13 protein-coding genes are annotated in these 15303 nt (G+C 71.7%); 4 read left to right on the plus strand and 9 right to left on the minus strand.

Annotated features, from left to right (window positions below; translation table 11 throughout):
* Positions 1 to 54 precede the first annotated feature (54 nt).
* The 3 genes from ACIA8D_RS21200 to mdlC form a co-directional block, all read right to left on the minus strand.
* Positions 55 to 1281 carry an MFS transporter gene (locus ACIA8D_RS21200; protein WP_399234306.1) on the minus strand — a complete coding sequence of 409 codons (1227 nt, stop codon included), beginning with the start codon at positions 1279 to 1281 and terminating at the stop codon, positions 55 to 57.
* Between the two features lie 95 nt (positions 1282 to 1376).
* Positions 1377 to 2834 carry a benzaldehyde dehydrogenase gene (locus ACIA8D_RS21205; protein ID WP_399234308.1) on the minus strand — a complete coding sequence of 486 codons (1458 nt, stop codon included), beginning with the start codon at positions 2832 to 2834 and terminating at the stop codon, positions 1377 to 1379.
* Positions 2835 to 2836: 2 nt separating this feature from the next.
* On the minus strand, positions 2837 to 4414 hold the full coding sequence (gene mdlC / locus ACIA8D_RS21210) for a benzoylformate decarboxylase (protein ID WP_399234310.1): 1578 nt from the start codon (positions 4412 to 4414) through the stop codon (positions 2837 to 2839).
* A 128-nt stretch (positions 4415 to 4542) separates the two neighbouring features.
* Here mdlC and ACIA8D_RS21215 point away from each other — a divergent pair, with 128 nt between their 5' ends.
* Positions 4543 to 5451, plus strand: coding sequence for a LysR family transcriptional regulator (locus ACIA8D_RS21215; RefSeq protein ID WP_399234312.1), 909 nt, complete (start codon positions 4543 to 4545; stop codon positions 5449 to 5451).
* Positions 5452 to 5496: 45 nt separating this feature from the next.
* On the opposite strand, the gene ACIA8D_RS21220 is transcribed toward ACIA8D_RS21215, so the two are convergent.
* From ACIA8D_RS21220 to ACIA8D_RS21235, 4 genes are all read right to left on the minus strand, one after another.
* Positions 5497 to 7782 carry an FtsX-like permease family protein gene (locus tag ACIA8D_RS21220; protein ID WP_399234313.1) on the minus strand — a complete coding sequence of 762 codons (2286 nt, stop codon included), beginning with the start codon at positions 7780 to 7782 and terminating at the stop codon, positions 5497 to 5499.
* Complete coding sequence (locus ACIA8D_RS21225; RefSeq protein WP_399234315.1) at positions 7779 to 8462, minus strand: ABC transporter ATP-binding protein; 684 nt, start codon at positions 8460 to 8462, stop codon at positions 7779 to 7781. The genes ACIA8D_RS21220 and ACIA8D_RS21225 overlap by 4 nt, the downstream gene beginning before the upstream one ends.
* Positions 8459 to 8983 (minus strand): PadR family transcriptional regulator, encoded by a 525-nt coding sequence (locus ACIA8D_RS21230; RefSeq protein WP_399234316.1) that lies wholly within the window; start codon positions 8981 to 8983, stop codon positions 8459 to 8461. The genes ACIA8D_RS21225 and ACIA8D_RS21230 overlap by 4 nt, the downstream gene beginning before the upstream one ends.
* Before the next feature lie 98 nt (positions 8984 to 9081).
* A complete protein-coding gene (locus ACIA8D_RS21235; protein ID WP_399234318.1) occupies positions 9082 to 9669 on the minus strand; it encodes a TetR/AcrR family transcriptional regulator in 588 nt (195 codons plus the stop codon).
* A 122-nt stretch (positions 9670 to 9791) separates the two neighbouring features.
* Here ACIA8D_RS21235 and ACIA8D_RS21240 point away from each other — a divergent pair, with 122 nt between their 5' ends.
* Positions 9792 to 10577, plus strand: a complete 786-nt coding sequence (locus ACIA8D_RS21240; RefSeq protein WP_399234320.1) for a glucose 1-dehydrogenase — start codon at positions 9792 to 9794, stop codon at positions 10575 to 10577.
* 44 nt (positions 10578 to 10621) lie between these two features.
* Here the strand turns inward: ACIA8D_RS21240 and ACIA8D_RS21245 are convergent, their stop codons facing one another.
* Positions 10622 to 11026 (minus strand): tautomerase family protein, encoded by a 405-nt coding sequence (locus ACIA8D_RS21245; RefSeq protein WP_399234322.1) that lies wholly within the window; start codon positions 11024 to 11026, stop codon positions 10622 to 10624.
* Between the two features lie 189 nt (positions 11027 to 11215).
* On the opposite strand from ACIA8D_RS21245, the gene ACIA8D_RS21250 reads away from it, so the two are divergent.
* The gene (locus ACIA8D_RS21250) at positions 11216 to 11596 is read left to right on the plus strand and encodes a hypothetical protein (protein WP_399234324.1); all 381 of its coding nucleotides are present in this window, start codon (positions 11216 to 11218) and stop codon (positions 11594 to 11596) included.
* A gap of 72 nt (positions 11597 to 11668) precedes the next feature.
* On the opposite strand, the gene ACIA8D_RS21255 is transcribed toward ACIA8D_RS21250, so the two are convergent.
* Positions 11669 to 14062, minus strand: a complete 2394-nt coding sequence (locus ACIA8D_RS21255; RefSeq protein ID WP_399234326.1) for an ATP-binding cassette domain-containing protein — start codon at positions 14060 to 14062, stop codon at positions 11669 to 11671.
* Between the two features lie 352 nt (positions 14063 to 14414).
* Here ACIA8D_RS21255 and ACIA8D_RS21260 point away from each other — a divergent pair, with 352 nt between their 5' ends.
* A complete protein-coding gene (locus ACIA8D_RS21260; protein ID WP_399234327.1) occupies positions 14415 to 15290 on the plus strand; it encodes an SGNH/GDSL hydrolase family protein in 876 nt (291 codons plus the stop codon).
* Positions 15291 to 15303: the final 13 nt, after the last annotated feature.

A 15303-nucleotide genomic window follows, 5' to 3' on the forward strand; every position in this document is an offset into this window, starting at 1 on the left:
GCACGAGGCCCGGCCGCCCTGTCGCGACCGCTCAGTTGGTGAACGCGGCGCCGGTCAGCCGGTGTACGCGACGCTCGGTGCCGGGGCCCGGTCGGGCGCCGGCGGGGCGAGCAGCAGCATCGCGCCGAGTCCGAGTGCCGCGACGCCCGCGAAGAACCAGAAGCCCCACGGGTGGGCGATCCCCGCCGTGACGAGGGCGCCGGTGACGAAGGGGCCGGTGATCGAGCCGAGCCGGCCCACCGCGGAGGCGAGGCCGAGCGCGGTGCCGCGGGTGCGGGCGGGGAAGACATGGGCCACGTACCCGTAGATGAGGACCTGCGCGGAGAACACGAACACGCCGGTGAGCAGGACGAGCGCGTTCAGGAGCAGGCTGGACTCGATGCGCAGGCTGAGGACGGCGAGCAGTACGGCGCCGGCCGCGAACCAGATCCGGGCCACGCGCCGGATGCCGTACTTGTCGGCGACGACACCCGCGACGACGAGTCCGATGACGGCGCCGATGTTGAGGACGAGCAGGAGCGCGATGGAGCGCGAGATCGGGTACCCGGCGCTGCGCATGAGTTGGGGCAGCCAGGTGTTGAGCCCGTAGACGAGCAGCAGACCCATGAAGGAGCCGCCCCACACGGCGAGGGTGGTGCGGCGGATGCGCGGACCGAGGAGGTCACGCATGCCCACGCGTTCGGCCGCGGGCTGCGCCTTGGCGGCGAGGTAGGCGGCGGACTCCGGCAGTTTCCACCACATCAGCGGCACGACGAGCAGGCCCGCGACTCCCCCGCCGTAGAACAGCCAGTGCCAGTCACCGGCGACGGAGAGCGCGAGCAGCGAGGTGAGCACCGCGCCGACGTGGTAGCCGGTCATGGTGAACGTGCTGGCGCTCGCGCGGCGGTGTTCGGGCAGGTTCTCCGACATGACGGTCAGGGCGACCGGCATGCAGGCGCCGAGCCCGAGCCCGGCGAGGAAGCGCAGCACACCGAACACGGCGACGTTCGGGGCGAGCGGTGTCACCAGGGTGAACACCGAGAACAGCAGCACCGAGCCGATGAGCATGCCGCGCCGCCCGAAGCGGTCGGTGAGCGGGCCGAGCCCCGCGGCGCCGACCGCTACCCCGACGAGGGACACGGTGGCGACCGCGGTGGCATCGGCGGCGGTGAAGCCGAGGTGGTGCGTCTTGAGCAGGGTGGGAATGGTGGCGCCGAGCGCTACCAGGTCGTATCCCTCGAGCAGGACGGTCAGCCAGCACAGCACCGCTGTGCCGGCCGCCCGCGTGGGAGACGTCGTCATTGGCGTGCTCCTTGCCGGGTGAGCGGATGGGGACGGGGGCGCGCTGATCCTGGGGGACGGGGGATTCTCCGGTGGTGCCGGTCCTTCTGCGGGGATCAGAAGGGGTAGGGGGCGATCTGCGGGCGCACGGTCACCCACTGCGTCTCGGTGAACGCCTCGATGTTGGCCTGCGCGCCGCCGAACCGGGATCCGTTGCCGGAGTCACCGACACCACCGAAGGGCGCGGCGGGCTCGTCCATGACGGTCTGTTCGTTGATGTGCACCTTGCCGGAGCGGATCCGGTCGGCGAGCGTCATCGCGGTGCCGACGTCGCCGAGGATGCCGACGGACAGGCCGTACGGCGAGGCGTCGACGATGCGGGCCGCCTCGTCGAGGTCGCGGTAGGTGCGCACGGGCGCGACGGGACCGAAGATCTCCTCGCGCCAGGCCGGGGAGTCGTCATTGAGGCCGGTGAGCACGGTCGCCGGGTAGTAGGGGGCGTCGGCCTTGCCGCCCGCGACGACCTGGGCGCCCGCGGCGACGCTGTCGCTCACCACCTTGTCGATGTGGGCGAGTTGCCGCCCGTCGATGATCGGGCCGAGCGCGACGTCGCCCTGGGCGGGGTCGCCGACGGGCAGGTTCGCGGCCTTCTCGGCGAGCCGTGCCACGTACTCCTCGGCCTGCGACTCGTGGACGAGGTGGCGGCCGGTCGCCATACAGATCTGGCCCTGGTGGAGGTACGAGCCGAAGGCGCCGGCCGAGGCGGCGGCCGGGATGTCGGCGCCGGGCAGGACGACGAGAGCGTTGTTGCCACCGAGTTCGAGGTGGACCTTCTTGAGGTTGCGGGCGGCGGCCTCACCGACCTTGCGTCCCGCGGCGGTCGAGCCCGTGAAGGAGACGACGGAGACCTCGGGCGCCTCGACGACGGCGGCGCCGACGCGCGCGTCGCCGGGCAGCAGGTGGAGCAGCCCCTCGGGCAGCCCGGCCTCCTCGAAGATGCGGACGATGGTGACGCCGCCGCACACCGCGGTGCGCGGGTCCGGCTTGAGCAGGACGGCGTTGCCGAGGGCAAGCGCGGGCGCGACGGAGCGGATGCCGAGGATCAGCGGGAAGTTGAACGGGGCGATCACCGAGACGACGCCCGCGGGCACACGGCGCGCGAACGACCAGCGGGGCTCGCCGCTGCTGAGCACGTCGCCGAGCGGGTGCGCGGGCAGCGCCGCGTCCTCGTAGCACTCGGCGGCGGCGAAGTCGGTCTCGACCGTCGCCTTGGTGCGGGTCGAACCGGCCTCGCGGACGATCCAGTCCTTGATCTCCTCGGCGTGCTCGGCGAACAGGTCACCTGCCCGGCGCAGCACGGCGGCCCGCTCGGCGGGCGAGGTACGGGCCCACTCCCGCTGCGCCTCGGCGGCGCGGGCGGCGGCGCGCGCGACGTCATCGGCGGTGGCGCTGCCGATGGCCCCGAGCCGCTGCCCGGTGGCGGGTTCGACGACGGCGGACGTGCCCCCGCTCCCCGCGGTCCAGCCGTCGAGGTGGATCCGCTCGTGCCATACGGGATCTTCGAGGAGAGTCATGTTCACTCCGGTGAGGTGGGGTGGGTGTCGACCTGGATGAGGCGGGGCCCATCGGTCGCGGGCTTCTTCAACTGCTCGTGCAGATCGGCTAGTTCGCTCACGGCAGTGGCGGGCACCCCGTAGCCCGCGGCGAGCGCGGTGAAGTCGAGGCCGGGGATCTCGGTGCCCGGCACGTCGGGGGTGTCGAGCAGCTTCCCGAACCAGCGCAGCGCGCCGTACGTGCCGTTGCGCAGGATGAGGAAGGTGACAGGCACCTGGTAGTGGGCAGCGCTCCACAGCGCCGTGATCCCGTAGTTGGCGGAGCCGTCGCCGACGACCGCGACGACCGGCCGGTCCGGGTCGCCCATCGCCGCGCCGACGGCGGCGGGCAGGCCGAAGCCGAGCCCGCCGGAGGCCGGGAAGAAGTAGGAGCCGGGGCGGCGCAGGTCCATCTGCCGCCACCAGGCGGCGTTGGTGGAGGTGGACTCGACAACGTAGCGGGTGTCGGGCGGCCGGGTGTCGCGCAGGGCGGCGAAGACCTCCTCGGGGTGGAGGGCCCCGGCGGTGGCGGGTTCGGGCGGCACCGTGAACTCCCTTTCACCGCCCCCGCGTTGAGGCAGCCGGGTGAGCAGGGCCGTGAGGACGGGGCCGGGGTCGGCGACCAGTGCCTCGCCCATCGGTGCGCGGGCGGCGGCGCCCGCGTCGTCGGTGACCTGGATCAGCCGGGCGCCGTCCGGCAGATAGGGACCGGGCACGTGCTGGTGGTAGCGGAAGACGGGGGCGCCGACGACGAGCACCAGATCGTGCCCGGCGAGCGCGGAGGACACCGCGCCGATGCCGGCGGGCAGCACCCCGCGCAGCAGCGGATGCCGGTTCGGGAACGGGAGGCGGTGCGGCGACGGCGCCACCCACACCGGCAGGTCGAGGTGTTCGGCGCAGGCCACGGCCCGCTCGAACAGGCCCGTGGCGTCGATGTCACCCCCGAGGACCAGCACGGGATTGTCGGCGGCGGCCACGTCCCGTACGAGATCGTCGAGTTGTGCCTCGTCCGGGGCGAGCCCGCGCCGCACCCGCCGGTCCAGGACCTCGGACGCGTACGGGCCGACGTCGGCGTCCCAGTCGTCGTAGGGCACGGAGAGGTAGCTCGGGCGGCGCTGGAGTTCGGCCTCGAAGACCGTCTGGGCAAGCGCGCGCGGGACGTCGGCGGCGCAGGCCGGTTCGGCGGAGTGGCCGACGAGCGGGCGCATCAGCTGCGGGGCGTCGACGTTGGCGAGCATCGCCTCCAGGCCGACGGCGGAGCGCACCTGCTGGCCCGCCGTGAGCACCAGCGGAGAGCGTGCGTACACGGCGTTGGTGAGCGCGCCCATGGCGTTGCCCGAACCGGCGGCGGCGTGCAGGTTCACCAGCGCGGGGAGGCCGGTGACCTGGGCGTATCCGTCGGCCATGCCGACGACGACGCCCTCGTGCAGGCCCAGGACGTAGCGGAAGGACTCCGGGAGCCCCGCCAGGAAGGGCAGTTCGTTCGATCCCGGGTTCCCGAAGATCGTGGTCAGGCCCTGGCGCTCCAGGAACGCGTGGGCGATCCGGCGTGCGGTCGGCATGCGCACACTCCTCCTTGACCGGCGGTGATGTGGTTGAGCCTAGAAATAAAGCCGACCGTGCTCCAATCAATGTTGCCTACCCGCTTCATAGACACCATCGATAACACACCTCGCAGACGGGACGGATCATGCGGGACTTCGACCTCAATCTCGTGCGCACCTTTGTGCTGCTCTACGAGACCCGGAGCGTGACGGCGACCGCCGAGGCCCTGCACGTGACCCAGCCGACGGTCAGCTACGGGTTGCAGAAGCTGCGCCGCCGCTTCGACGACGAGCTCTTCCGCCGCACGGGCGCGGGCCTCGCCCCGACGACCACGGCGCGCGCCCTGTACGAGCCGCTGCACGGCGCCCTGGCGGAGATCGACACGACGGTGAGCGGTGCGCACTCCTTCGATCCGGCCACGGCTCGCGCCGCGTTCACGGTGTGCCTGTCGGACCTGGGCGAGGTCGCCCTGCTGCCGCGTCTGATGGCGGCGCTGCCGCGCCAGGCGCCGGGCACCACGCTCACCGTGCGGCCGCTCGACATCAGTGGCGCCGCCGACCAGTTGGGCCGCGGGGAGATCGACGCCTTCATCGCCTCGACGCCGCTCGGCTCGCCGCGGGTGGCACGGATCCCGCTGTTCTCCGAGGGGTACGTCGCCGTGGTGGCCCGCGACCACCCACGGCTGCGCGGCTGCTCCGTCGACCTGGCCGCGCTCGGCGCGGAACAGCATGTGACGGTGTCGGGGCCCGCCGGGCACGAGGGGCCGCGCCGCGCCCTGGAGGCGCACGGGCTGCTGCACCGCGTGGTGCTGGACGTGACCCGGTTCGCGGGCCTCCCGTACCTCATCCAGGACAGCGAACTCGTGGCGGTGGCGCCCCGCCTGGTGGCCCGCGTGTTCGCCGCCGACCACCGGGTGCGCATGCTGGAGCTGCCGGTCGACATCGAACCGGCGCAGGTCTCGGTCTACGCCCGGCACGCGCACGCCCGCACTCCGGCGCAGCACTGGCTGGTGGACTTCATGCGGGAGACCCTGGTCGACGCGACCAAGGCATGAGGCGCGGCGCCCGCACGCCGAGGTGGGCGGGCGGGCGCCGCGGGGTCAGTCGTTGCGCGCCGTCTCCGGCCCGGTGATGCGCCGCAGCAGCGGCACCGTGGAGGCGATGACGGCGAGCGAGACGACGATCCCGGCGACGGTCAGGCCGTAGTAGCCCGCGCCCGGGGGACGGATCGAGTAGCCGTACTGCGCCTGGAGGAACAGCTGCGCGGTCAGGAAGCCCATGGCGATGGCGAGCACCGCGACGATCAGCAGCGGTGCGGCGCTCTCCAGGAGGACCACGCGGCGCAGCGTTCGCAGCGGCACGCCGGTCAGCCGCAGCAGGGCGAAGGGGCGTTTGCGCTCGTTGAGTCCGCCGGCCACGGCGACCGCGAGGCTGCATCCGGCGATCGGGAAGCTGATCGCGATGACGACGGTGGCCAGTTGCTGGTAGCTCTCGATGTCGTTCCAGCGCTGCGCGTAGTCCTCGGCGACGGTGTACGGCGGCAGTTCATAGGGGTACGCCGCGGCGAGGGCCGTGCGGACGCGCTCGACCGCCGCGGTGGTGCCGTCCGTCGTCACGGCGATCTCGCTCATCGGCAGGTCTTTCAGTCGCTTCGGGCTGATGTCCGCCGTGGGCCACACGGCGGGCCAGGCCCGGTCCTGCTGCACGCTGAGGCGCGAGAAGTCCGGTGGGACGGCGGCCGCATCAGCTCCCGGCCGGCAGTCGTTGTGCGCGGGCATGCGCGCCAGTTCGGCGCAGGACACCAGGCCCGCCAGGATCGGCCGCTCGCCCTTCGGGACGCGGGGCTCGGTGGGGTCCGGGATGCGCAGCGGGTTGGTGCGGACGACCATCACGCCCCGGACGCCGGGCACGGACTCCAGGTCGGAGCGGGTCGTGGCGGACAGCGTGGGCGGCGGCCCGGCGGTCCGCGGTGCGAACTGCCGGTCGTAGTCGGCGATCACCGAGCTGCCGAACGACGCGTTCTCCTCGGGCACTGCGCTCTCCGCGACGACCGCGGTGATGATGCCGACGGCGGTGCTGGTGACGCAGAGGGCGAGCACCAGGCCGCTGACCGCACGGAATCCGGCCTTCGGGTCGTCCGCGAGGCGCCGCCCCGCGACGAGCAGCGCGGGCCTGCGGGTGAAGCGGACGAGCAGCCGCGCCCCGGCCATGGTCAGCCACGGCCCCGCGAGGACGATGCCGACGAGGATCAGCAGGATGCCGGGCACGAAGGCGAGTATCTGGCCCGAACTGTCCTCGGGGACGCGCCCGATGACCCACCACAACTGGCCGATGCCGAGCGCCAGCGGGATCAGCCGCCAGGCGCGCGGCGGCCTGGGTGTGCTGCGGCGGGTGACGCCGAGCGGCGAGACCCGTACGCGGCGCAGCGCGATGCGCGCAGCGACCGCCGAGGCCACCGGTACGCCCACGGCCGTGCCCAGCGCTTCGACCGCGCCGAGCGTCATGTCCCCGGTGAAGAAGGGGGTTCCGGTCAGGTCGGCGCGTGCCACCAGGGGCCGCAGCGCGTACCAGAGGGCGAAGCCCACGGCCGTACCGGCGACGGCGGCGACCGCGGACTCGATCGTCGAGATCAGCGAGACCTGGGCCGGTGTCGCGCCGACCAGCCGCATCGCGGCGAAGCGCTGCTCGCGGCGGGCGGCGGCGAGGCGGCTCGCCGTGCCGGTCAGGATCAGCACGGGGAAGATCAACGCCACGGCGACCACGGAGAGGATGAGCGCCATGCCGTCGGCGTCGATACCGACGGCGATGTCGCAGTTCGGCCCGCTGCAACTGCTGGGCGAGTGGGTCTCGATGGTGGTGACGCGCCGCGCGCCCTCCTTACCGGCCAGCTCGCCGGGGCGGTGCCCGACCACGACGATCAGGGCGTCGGGGCCGGGCAGCGCGGAGTTCGCGATCGTGCCCGCGCGGCGGCCGGGGTAGCGGTCCTTCAACTCGGCGGCGGGCGTGGCGCGCAGCAGATCGGCGAGGGCCGGGGACACGTAGTACTCGCCGGGGCCCGGAAGGCGTGGCAGGCCCGGCGGCACCGGCGCGTTCGGCCCGGTGGCCGCCACGTCGACGCGGCCGATGAGCCCGCCGCCGTAGTGGTCGGCCCGCAGCAGCCACCACAGCGGGTCGGTGTCCGCGGCCCGCGCCTTCCGGCTCTGCGTGAACTCGGCGCCGGTATTCAGCCAGGCGTTGCGGTCGTTCTGGCTGCGGGTGGCCTGGATGGCGGCGAGCGTGGACAGCAGCAGCGCGACGCCGACGGCCACCGCGGCGGCGATCACGGTCAGCCGTACCAGGGCCTCGCGGCCGCCCGCGACGGTGAGGCGAAGCGCGAGCCGGATCATGAGGCGGCCCGCCCGACGGAGAGCGGGGTCACCCGGCCGTCGCGAACGATGACCTCCCGGTCGGCGAACGCGGCGACGCGCGGCTCGTGGGTGACGAGGACGACGGTCGTGCCCTGCTCGCGGGCGGAGCCGACGAGCAGATCCATCACCTGTTCACCGGTGAGGGAGTCGAGGGCCCCGGTGGGTTCGTCGGCGAACAGTACCCGTGGGCGGGCGACCAACGCCCGTGCCAGCGCGACCCGTTGGGCCTGGCCACCCGACAATTCGCCGGACCTGCGGCCCTCCAGGCCGGCCAGGCCGAGCCGTTTGAACCAGGAGCGGGCCTCGCGCAGCGCGGAGGTGCGGCGCCCGCGTGCGAGGAGCAGTGGCAGCGCCACGTTCTCCTCGGCCGTCAGCTCCGGTACGAGCTGACCGAACTGGAAGACGAAGCCGAAGCGGTCGCGGCGCAGCGCGCTGCGCTCGGCCTCCCGCAGGGCGTCGATGCGCCGCCCGTCGTAGTGGATCTCGCCCTCGTCGGGCACCAGGATCCCCGCGAGGCAGTGCAGCAGCGTCGACTTGCCGGAGCCGCTCGGCCCCGTCACGGCGACGATCTCGCCCTGCGCCACGGACAGTTCGGCGCCCCGTAACGCGGGGGTGCTGCCGAACGAGAGCACCACGTCACGTGCCGCCACCAGGCTCATGACCGCACCTCCGCCGCCAGCGCGCCGAGCCGTGCCACGGTCATGTCGATCCAGCGCAGGTCGGCCTCCAGGTGGAACAGGCCGTGATCGGCGAGCATCCTGTCGACGAGTTCCCCGGTGCGGCGCAGCTCGGTCAACTCGCGCATCCGCTGCATGTGGGAGGCCCGCTGGGCGTCGAGGTATTCCTGGGCGTCCCGCTCCAGGAGCAGGGCGAGGACGACCTTGGTGAACAGCGTGGTCTGCAGGTGCTGTTCGGGGGCCACCGGTTCGGTGAGCCAAGCCTCGACCTGCGTGACGCCGCTGTCGGTGATCACGTAACGCTTGCGGTCGGGCCCCTCCCCCGGCTCGGCGTCGCCGACCGCCACCTTCCCGTCCCGGGCGAGGCGGCGCAGCGTCGAGTAGACCTGTCCGTAGGGCAGCGGCTTGCCGCGGCCGAAGTAGGTGTCGTAGTTCCGCTTGAGGTCGTAGCCGTGGCTCGACTCACGTTCGAGGAGCCCGAGAAGCGCCAGAGGAACGGTCATACCTTGGTGTATACGCCGGGTGTATACGCCCGGTCAATACGTCATCGAGCGTGCGACGGTCCGATCAACGAGCCGATCATGCTGCGCAGTTGGGGATCTCAGGCCGCACGGTCCGTGTACGGCAGCGCGTCCACGAGCCCGGCGAGATCCGCCTCGCCCGGCGCGCTCTCGAGAAAGACCACGCGGTACAGCGCGTAGCCGAGCCAGCTGTCGATCACCGCCTCGACGTCGAGCCCTGTGGGCAGCTCGCCCCGTGCGATGCCGCGACGCAACAGCACGGCCCCCGGCTCGCTCCAGGCGACCAGGAGATCGCGCAGCTCCGCGCGGCCCGCCTCACCGCGCTCGACGAGCGCACCGGCCACGACGCTCGGGTCCCCGAGCAGCGTCAGCGCCCGGACGAGGTCCGTGACATGGGCCCGCGCGTCCTCGCGCACGGAGCCGGTGTCGGGCTGCGGGCCCGGCGTCAGCTGGTCGGTGACGGCCTCGGTGATCACCGAGGCCTTGTTCGGCCACCAGCGGTAGAGGGTCATCTTGGCGACCCCGGCCCGGGCGGCGATCCGCTCCATCGTGACCTTGTGGTAGCCGAGCTCGGCGACGAGTTCCCGCGCGGCGCTCAGCACCGCCGCGTGCGCCTGCGGGTCCCGGTAGCGCCCGCGCCTGGGGCGGGGGGCCTTGGGCTCGTCCATGCCTCGCTCCGATCCCCGTGTACGGCGCCCGGGAATTTCTAGACAGTACGTATCGTCTAAGAATAGTGACAGGCCCGTCGGGCGACGGCGGACCGCGACACAGGTCAATCAGGAGGTCCGCAATGAACACCAGGTTCGACGGCAAGGTCGTCCTCATCACCGGTGGCGGCTCGGGTCTGGGCCGGTCCGCCGCGCTGCGGGTCGCGGCCGAGGGCGCGAGGCTGGCGCTCGTCGACGTCAACGCGGAGGGGCTCGCGCAGAGCGCCGCCGAGATCGAGAAGGCCACGCCGGGCGCCGAGGTCCTGACGCTCACCGCCGACGTCAGCGACGAGGCGGAGGTCGAGCGCTACGTGGCCGAGACCGCGCGGGCCTACGGCCGGATCGACGCTTTCTTCAACAACGCGGGCATCGAGGGCAAGCAGAACCTTACGGAGGAGTTCGGCAGCGACGAGTTCCAGCGCGTCGTCGACATCAACCTGCGGGGCGTCTTCCTCGGCCTCAAGCACGTCCTCGCCGTCATGCGCGCGCAGGGCAGCGGCACCGTCGTGAACACCGCGTCGGTGGGCGGCATCCGCGGTGTGGGCAACCAGTCCGGTTATGCGGCCGCCAAGCACGGCGTCGTGGGCCTGACCCGCAATTCGGGTGTGGAGTACGGCCGCTTCGGCATCACGGTGAAGGCCATCGCACCTGGCGCGATCATGACGCCCATGGTCGAGGGCTCCCTCAAGCAGCTCGACCCGGTGAACTGGGAGGAGGCCGGCCGCCAGTTCGTCAGCACCAACCCGATGAAGCGCTTCGGGCGCCCCGAGGAGGTGGCGAACCTGGTGGCCTTCCTGCTCTCCGACGAGGCGTCCTTCATCAACGCCACGGTCGTTCCGATCGACGGCGGCCAGTCCGAGCAGTACTGACCGACGGCCCGCCCGGCGCTGAGCCGGTCGTCCGCGGTGCCGACTCAGCGCCGGTCGTCCGCGACGGCCGGCGCGTACTGGGCGACGCCGTCGCCGAACGACCAGTCGATCGACCTGTTCTCGGTGATCGTGACGAGCACGTTGCGCGGCTCGGTCCCCGCGTAGGCGTGCGCCAGCTCCGCGATCCGCCGGTACAGCGCCCGCTTCTGATCATCGGGCCGCCCGGCCCGCAGGGTGATCCCGACGAACACCACGTCGTCGTCGCGCCGCACTCCGAGGTAGTCGTCGTAGCAGAGGGTGCCGCGCACGCCGTCGTGGCTGGTGAGCACCTGGAACAGATCGTCGGCCGGGAAGCCGAGCGTCTCGCCGAGGGCCTCGTGCACGGCGCGCCCCAGCGCGTGAAGGCGCTCCGGGTCGGCCTTCAGGGCGTCTATGCGGACAAGCGGCACGGGCAGGCTCCTTCGTCGTCGGGCGTGGAACGCGGCGCGGCTCGACACCGTTGTCGTACATACTAGTAGTTACAGTTTCGGGCTTCCCAACCCCACCCCGGATGTACCCACGTCACCTGATCGACGTAGGGTCCCCTTTTGTTCACCCGCAGGGTGACATCAGGACCTCGACGACCAGGAGCTCTTTCCGTGCCCGCACCGTCCACTGCCCCGGCGCCCATCTACGACCGACTCGTCGACGAGCACGGTGATGTGCTCGCCGACGCGCGTGAGGCCGCGCACAAGGCCGAGCGCACCGCGGAAGGCGTGCTCGACTTCGGGCACGGGGAAGCCCCTCAGGCCCCGCAGGCTCCCCAGGCCCCGCAGTCCTTCCAGGACCAGCAGGCGCCCCAGGCCGCCGACCCCATGCAGGCGCAGGCGCCGCAGGGTCACCAGACGCCGCAGATACCGCAGGCCCCGCAGGGTCAGCACTCGCCCCAGGACCAGCACGCGCCGCAGGACCAGCAGGGTCAGCAGGCTCCGCACTTCCCGCAGGCCCCGCAGCACCAGACGCCCCCGCAGGAGGGCTGACCGCGACAGCGGCCGGCCCTCCCGCTCGGCTCCGTCCGCCGCGGCCCTCCCCCACGGGCCGACGGCAACCGGTCAGGCTCCCACGTACTGTGCCAGGTGCTCGCCGGTGAGGGTGGAGCGGTCGGCGACGAGGTCGGCGGGGGTTCCCTCGAAGACGACCTTGCCGCCTTCGTGCCCCGCTCCGGGGCCCAGGTCGATGATCCAGTCGGCGTGCGCCATCACGGCCTGGTGGTGCTCGATGACGATGACCGACTTTCCGGAGTCCACGAGCCGGTCGAGCAGCCCGAGCAGTTGCTCGACGTCCGCCAGGTGCAGACCCGTGGTCGGCTCGTCCAGGACGAAGACGCCCCCCTTGTCGGCCATGTGCACGGCGAGCTTGAGCCGCTGCCGCTCGCCGCCGGAGAGCGTGGTCAGCGGCTGGCCCAGGGTCAGATAGCCGAGCCCGACGTCCTCCAGACGCTCCAGGATCTTGTGCGCCGCCGGGGTGCGCGTCTCCCCCGCGCCGAAGAACTCCACCGCCTCGGTCACCGGCATCGCGAGCACCTCGCTGATGTCCTTGCCCCCGAAGTGGTAGTCGAGCACCGAGGCCTCGAACCTCTTGCCGTCGCACTCCTCGCAGGTCGCGGCCGCGCTCGCCATGATCCCGAGGTCGGTATAGACGACGCCCGCGCCGTTACAGGTCGGGCAGGCGCCCTCCGAGTTGGCGCTGAACAGCGCGGGCTTCACGCCGTTGGCCTTCGCGAACGCCTTGCGGATCGGCTCCAGGAGCCCGGTGTACGTGGCCGGGTTGCTGCGCCGTGAGCCGCGGATCGCGGTCTGGTCGACCGCCACCACGCCGTCGTCGGCGGGGATGGAGGCGTGCACGAGCGAGCTCTTGCCCGAGCCCGCGACACCGGTCACGACCGTGAGCACACCGAGCGGAATGTCGACGTCGACGTCCCTCAGGTTGTGCGCGTCCGCCCCACGGATCGCGAGCTTACCGGTGGGCTCGCGCACGGTGTCCTTGACCGCGGCCCGGTCGTCGAGGTGGCGTCCGGTGATGGTGTCGCTGGCGCGCAGTTCCTCGACGCTGCCCTCGAAGCAGACGGTGCCGCCGCCCGTGCCCGCGCCGGGGCCGAGGTCCACGACGTGGTCGGCGATGGCGATGGCCTCCGGCTTGTGCTCCACGACCAGCACGGTGTTGCCCTGGTCGCGCAGTCGCAGGAGCAGCTTGTTCATCCGCTCGATGTCGTGCGGATGCAGGCCGATCGTGGGCTCGTCGAAGACGTACGTCACGTCGGTGAGCGAGGAGCCGAGGTGGCGGATCATCTTGACGCGCTGCGCCTCACCGCCAGAGAGCGTGCCCGCCGCGCGGTCGAGCGAGAGATAGCCGAGGCCGATCTCCTCGAACGACTCCAGGGTGTGCCGCAGCTTGGCGAGCAGCGGGGCGACCGAGGGCTCCTTCAGGGCGCGCACCCACTCCGCGAGGTCCCTGATCTCCATCGCGCACAGGTCGGCGATGCTCTTGCGCTTGATCTTCGAGGAGCGGGCCAGCTCGCTGAGCCGGGAGCCGCCGCAGTCGGGACAGGTCTGGAAGGTGACCGCGCGGTCCACGAAGGCCCGGATGTGCGGCTGCATCGACTCCCGGTCCTTGGCCAGGAAGGTCTTCTGGATCTTCGGGATCAACCCCTCGTAGGTCAGGTTGACACCGTTGATCTTGACCTTGACGGGCTCCCGGTAGAGGAAGTCGTGCCGCTCCTTCTTGGTGTACTTGCGGATCGGCTTGTCGGGGTCGAAGAAGCCCGAGTCCCTGATCACCCGCACCACCCAGCCGTCCCCGGTGTAGGTGGGGATGTTGAACGGGTCCTCGTTGAGCGACTTGGAGTCGTCGAAGAGCTGGGCGAGGTCCATGTCCGAGACCGAGCCCCGGCCCTCGCAGTGGGTGCACATGCCGCCGGTGCGGCTGAAGGACACCTTCTCGGTCCTGGACTTGTCGGCGCCCCGGTCGACCGTGAGTCCGCCCTGCGCCGAGACCGAGGCGACGTTGAAGGAGTAGGCGCCGGGCCCGCCGATCTGTGGCTTGGCGAGCCGACTGTAGAGGATGCGCAGCATCGCGCTGGCGTCCGTGGCCGTGCCGACCGTGGAGCGCGGGTCGGAGCCCATCCGCTGCTGGTCGACGGTGATCGCCGTGGTCAGCCCGTCCAGCACGTCGACCTCGGGCCGCGCGAGCGTCGGCATGAAGCCCTGGACGAACGTGCTGTACGTCTCGTTGATCATCCGCTGCGACTCGGCGGCGATCGTGTCGAACACCAGCGAGCTCTTGCCCGACCCGGAGACCCCGGTGAACACCGTCAGGCGCCGCTTGGGCAGTTCGATGCTGACGTCCTTGAGGTTGTTCTCCCGCGCGCCGTGCACGCGGATCAGGTCGTGGCTGTCGGCGGGGTGCGACGTTGACGACGGAGTCCCCGTCCTCGCGACCTTGCTCATCATGTCTCCATCGGGTGTCCGCGGGCGCCTGCGGGAATCCGCGGCGGTGCCGGTCTCGAATCGGTGTGTTCGATTGTCGCCGTCCGGGCCGCCCCCAGCACCTCAATCGGTGAACACGCCGGGGCGGCCTGTCGGCGGGTCTGCCATCCGTCTGTGAGGCTACCGAGCACCACTGACAATCCGGTGTTGCACGACTCTCCCCTGGTCACGACCCTGTGCACGCCTATTGACTCAAATTCAAACCCGTCGGTAGCTTCAACTACCAGCGCGCTGAACCCCCTTGCCTCAAACGGAACTTGGCCATTCCTCCAGCCCCGTTCCGCAGGTCCCCAAGGCTTCGAAGGAGCATCAGATGGCGAAACGCGCGTTCAGCGGCAGACTCACCGCCCTCGCGGCCACCACCGGCGCCACCCTCGTCACTCTCGCCGCGCCCGCACACGCGACCCCCGAGCCCCTCTCCTACGTCGCCCTGGGTGACAGTTACAGCGCCGCCTCCGGCGTGCTCCCGCTCGACCCCAAGGCCAGCCCGCTGTGCGCCCGCTCCACGGCCAACTACCCGCACGTCATCGCGAAGCGCACCGGCGCCGCCCTCAAGGACGTCACGTGCGGCGCCGCGCAGACGAAGGACTTCGCCGGGTCCCAGTACCCGGGCGTGCCGCCGCAGCTCGACGCGCTCGGCCAGGACACCGACCTGGTGACCCTCACCATCGGCGGCAACGACAACAGCACCTTCATCAACACGATCCTGTCCTGCGCCACCGCCGGACTGGGCACCGCCGGCCAGGGCCACCCGTGCAAGTCCCTGTACGGCGACAAGTTCAGCGGCGACATCGATGCCAAGACGTACCCGGCGGTGAAGTCCGCGCTCCAGGCGGTCAAGAACAAGGCGCCGAACGCGAAGGTCGCCGTCCTCGGCTATCCGTGGATCATGCCGCCGGCCGCACAGAAGGGCTGCTTCGTGAAGATGCCGATCGCGTCCGGCGACGTGCCGTACGTGCGCGACATCCAGTCCCACCTCAACCGCGCGGTGCAGCGTGCGGCGAACGAGACCGGCGCGACCTATGTGGACTTCTCCCAGTCCTCCGAGGGCCACGACGCCTGCAAGCCGATCGGCACACGCTGGGTCGAACCGGCGCTCTTCGGCACCAACTTCGTCCCCGTGCACCCGAACGCGCTGGGTGAGTCGGCGATGGCCGACGCCACGATGGGCGCGCTCGGCATGCACTGACCTCAGGGCCCCG

Source organism: Streptomyces sp. NPDC051684, from assembly GCF_044453445.1.
Lineage (GTDB): Bacteria > Actinomycetota > Actinomycetes > Streptomycetales > Streptomycetaceae > Streptomyces.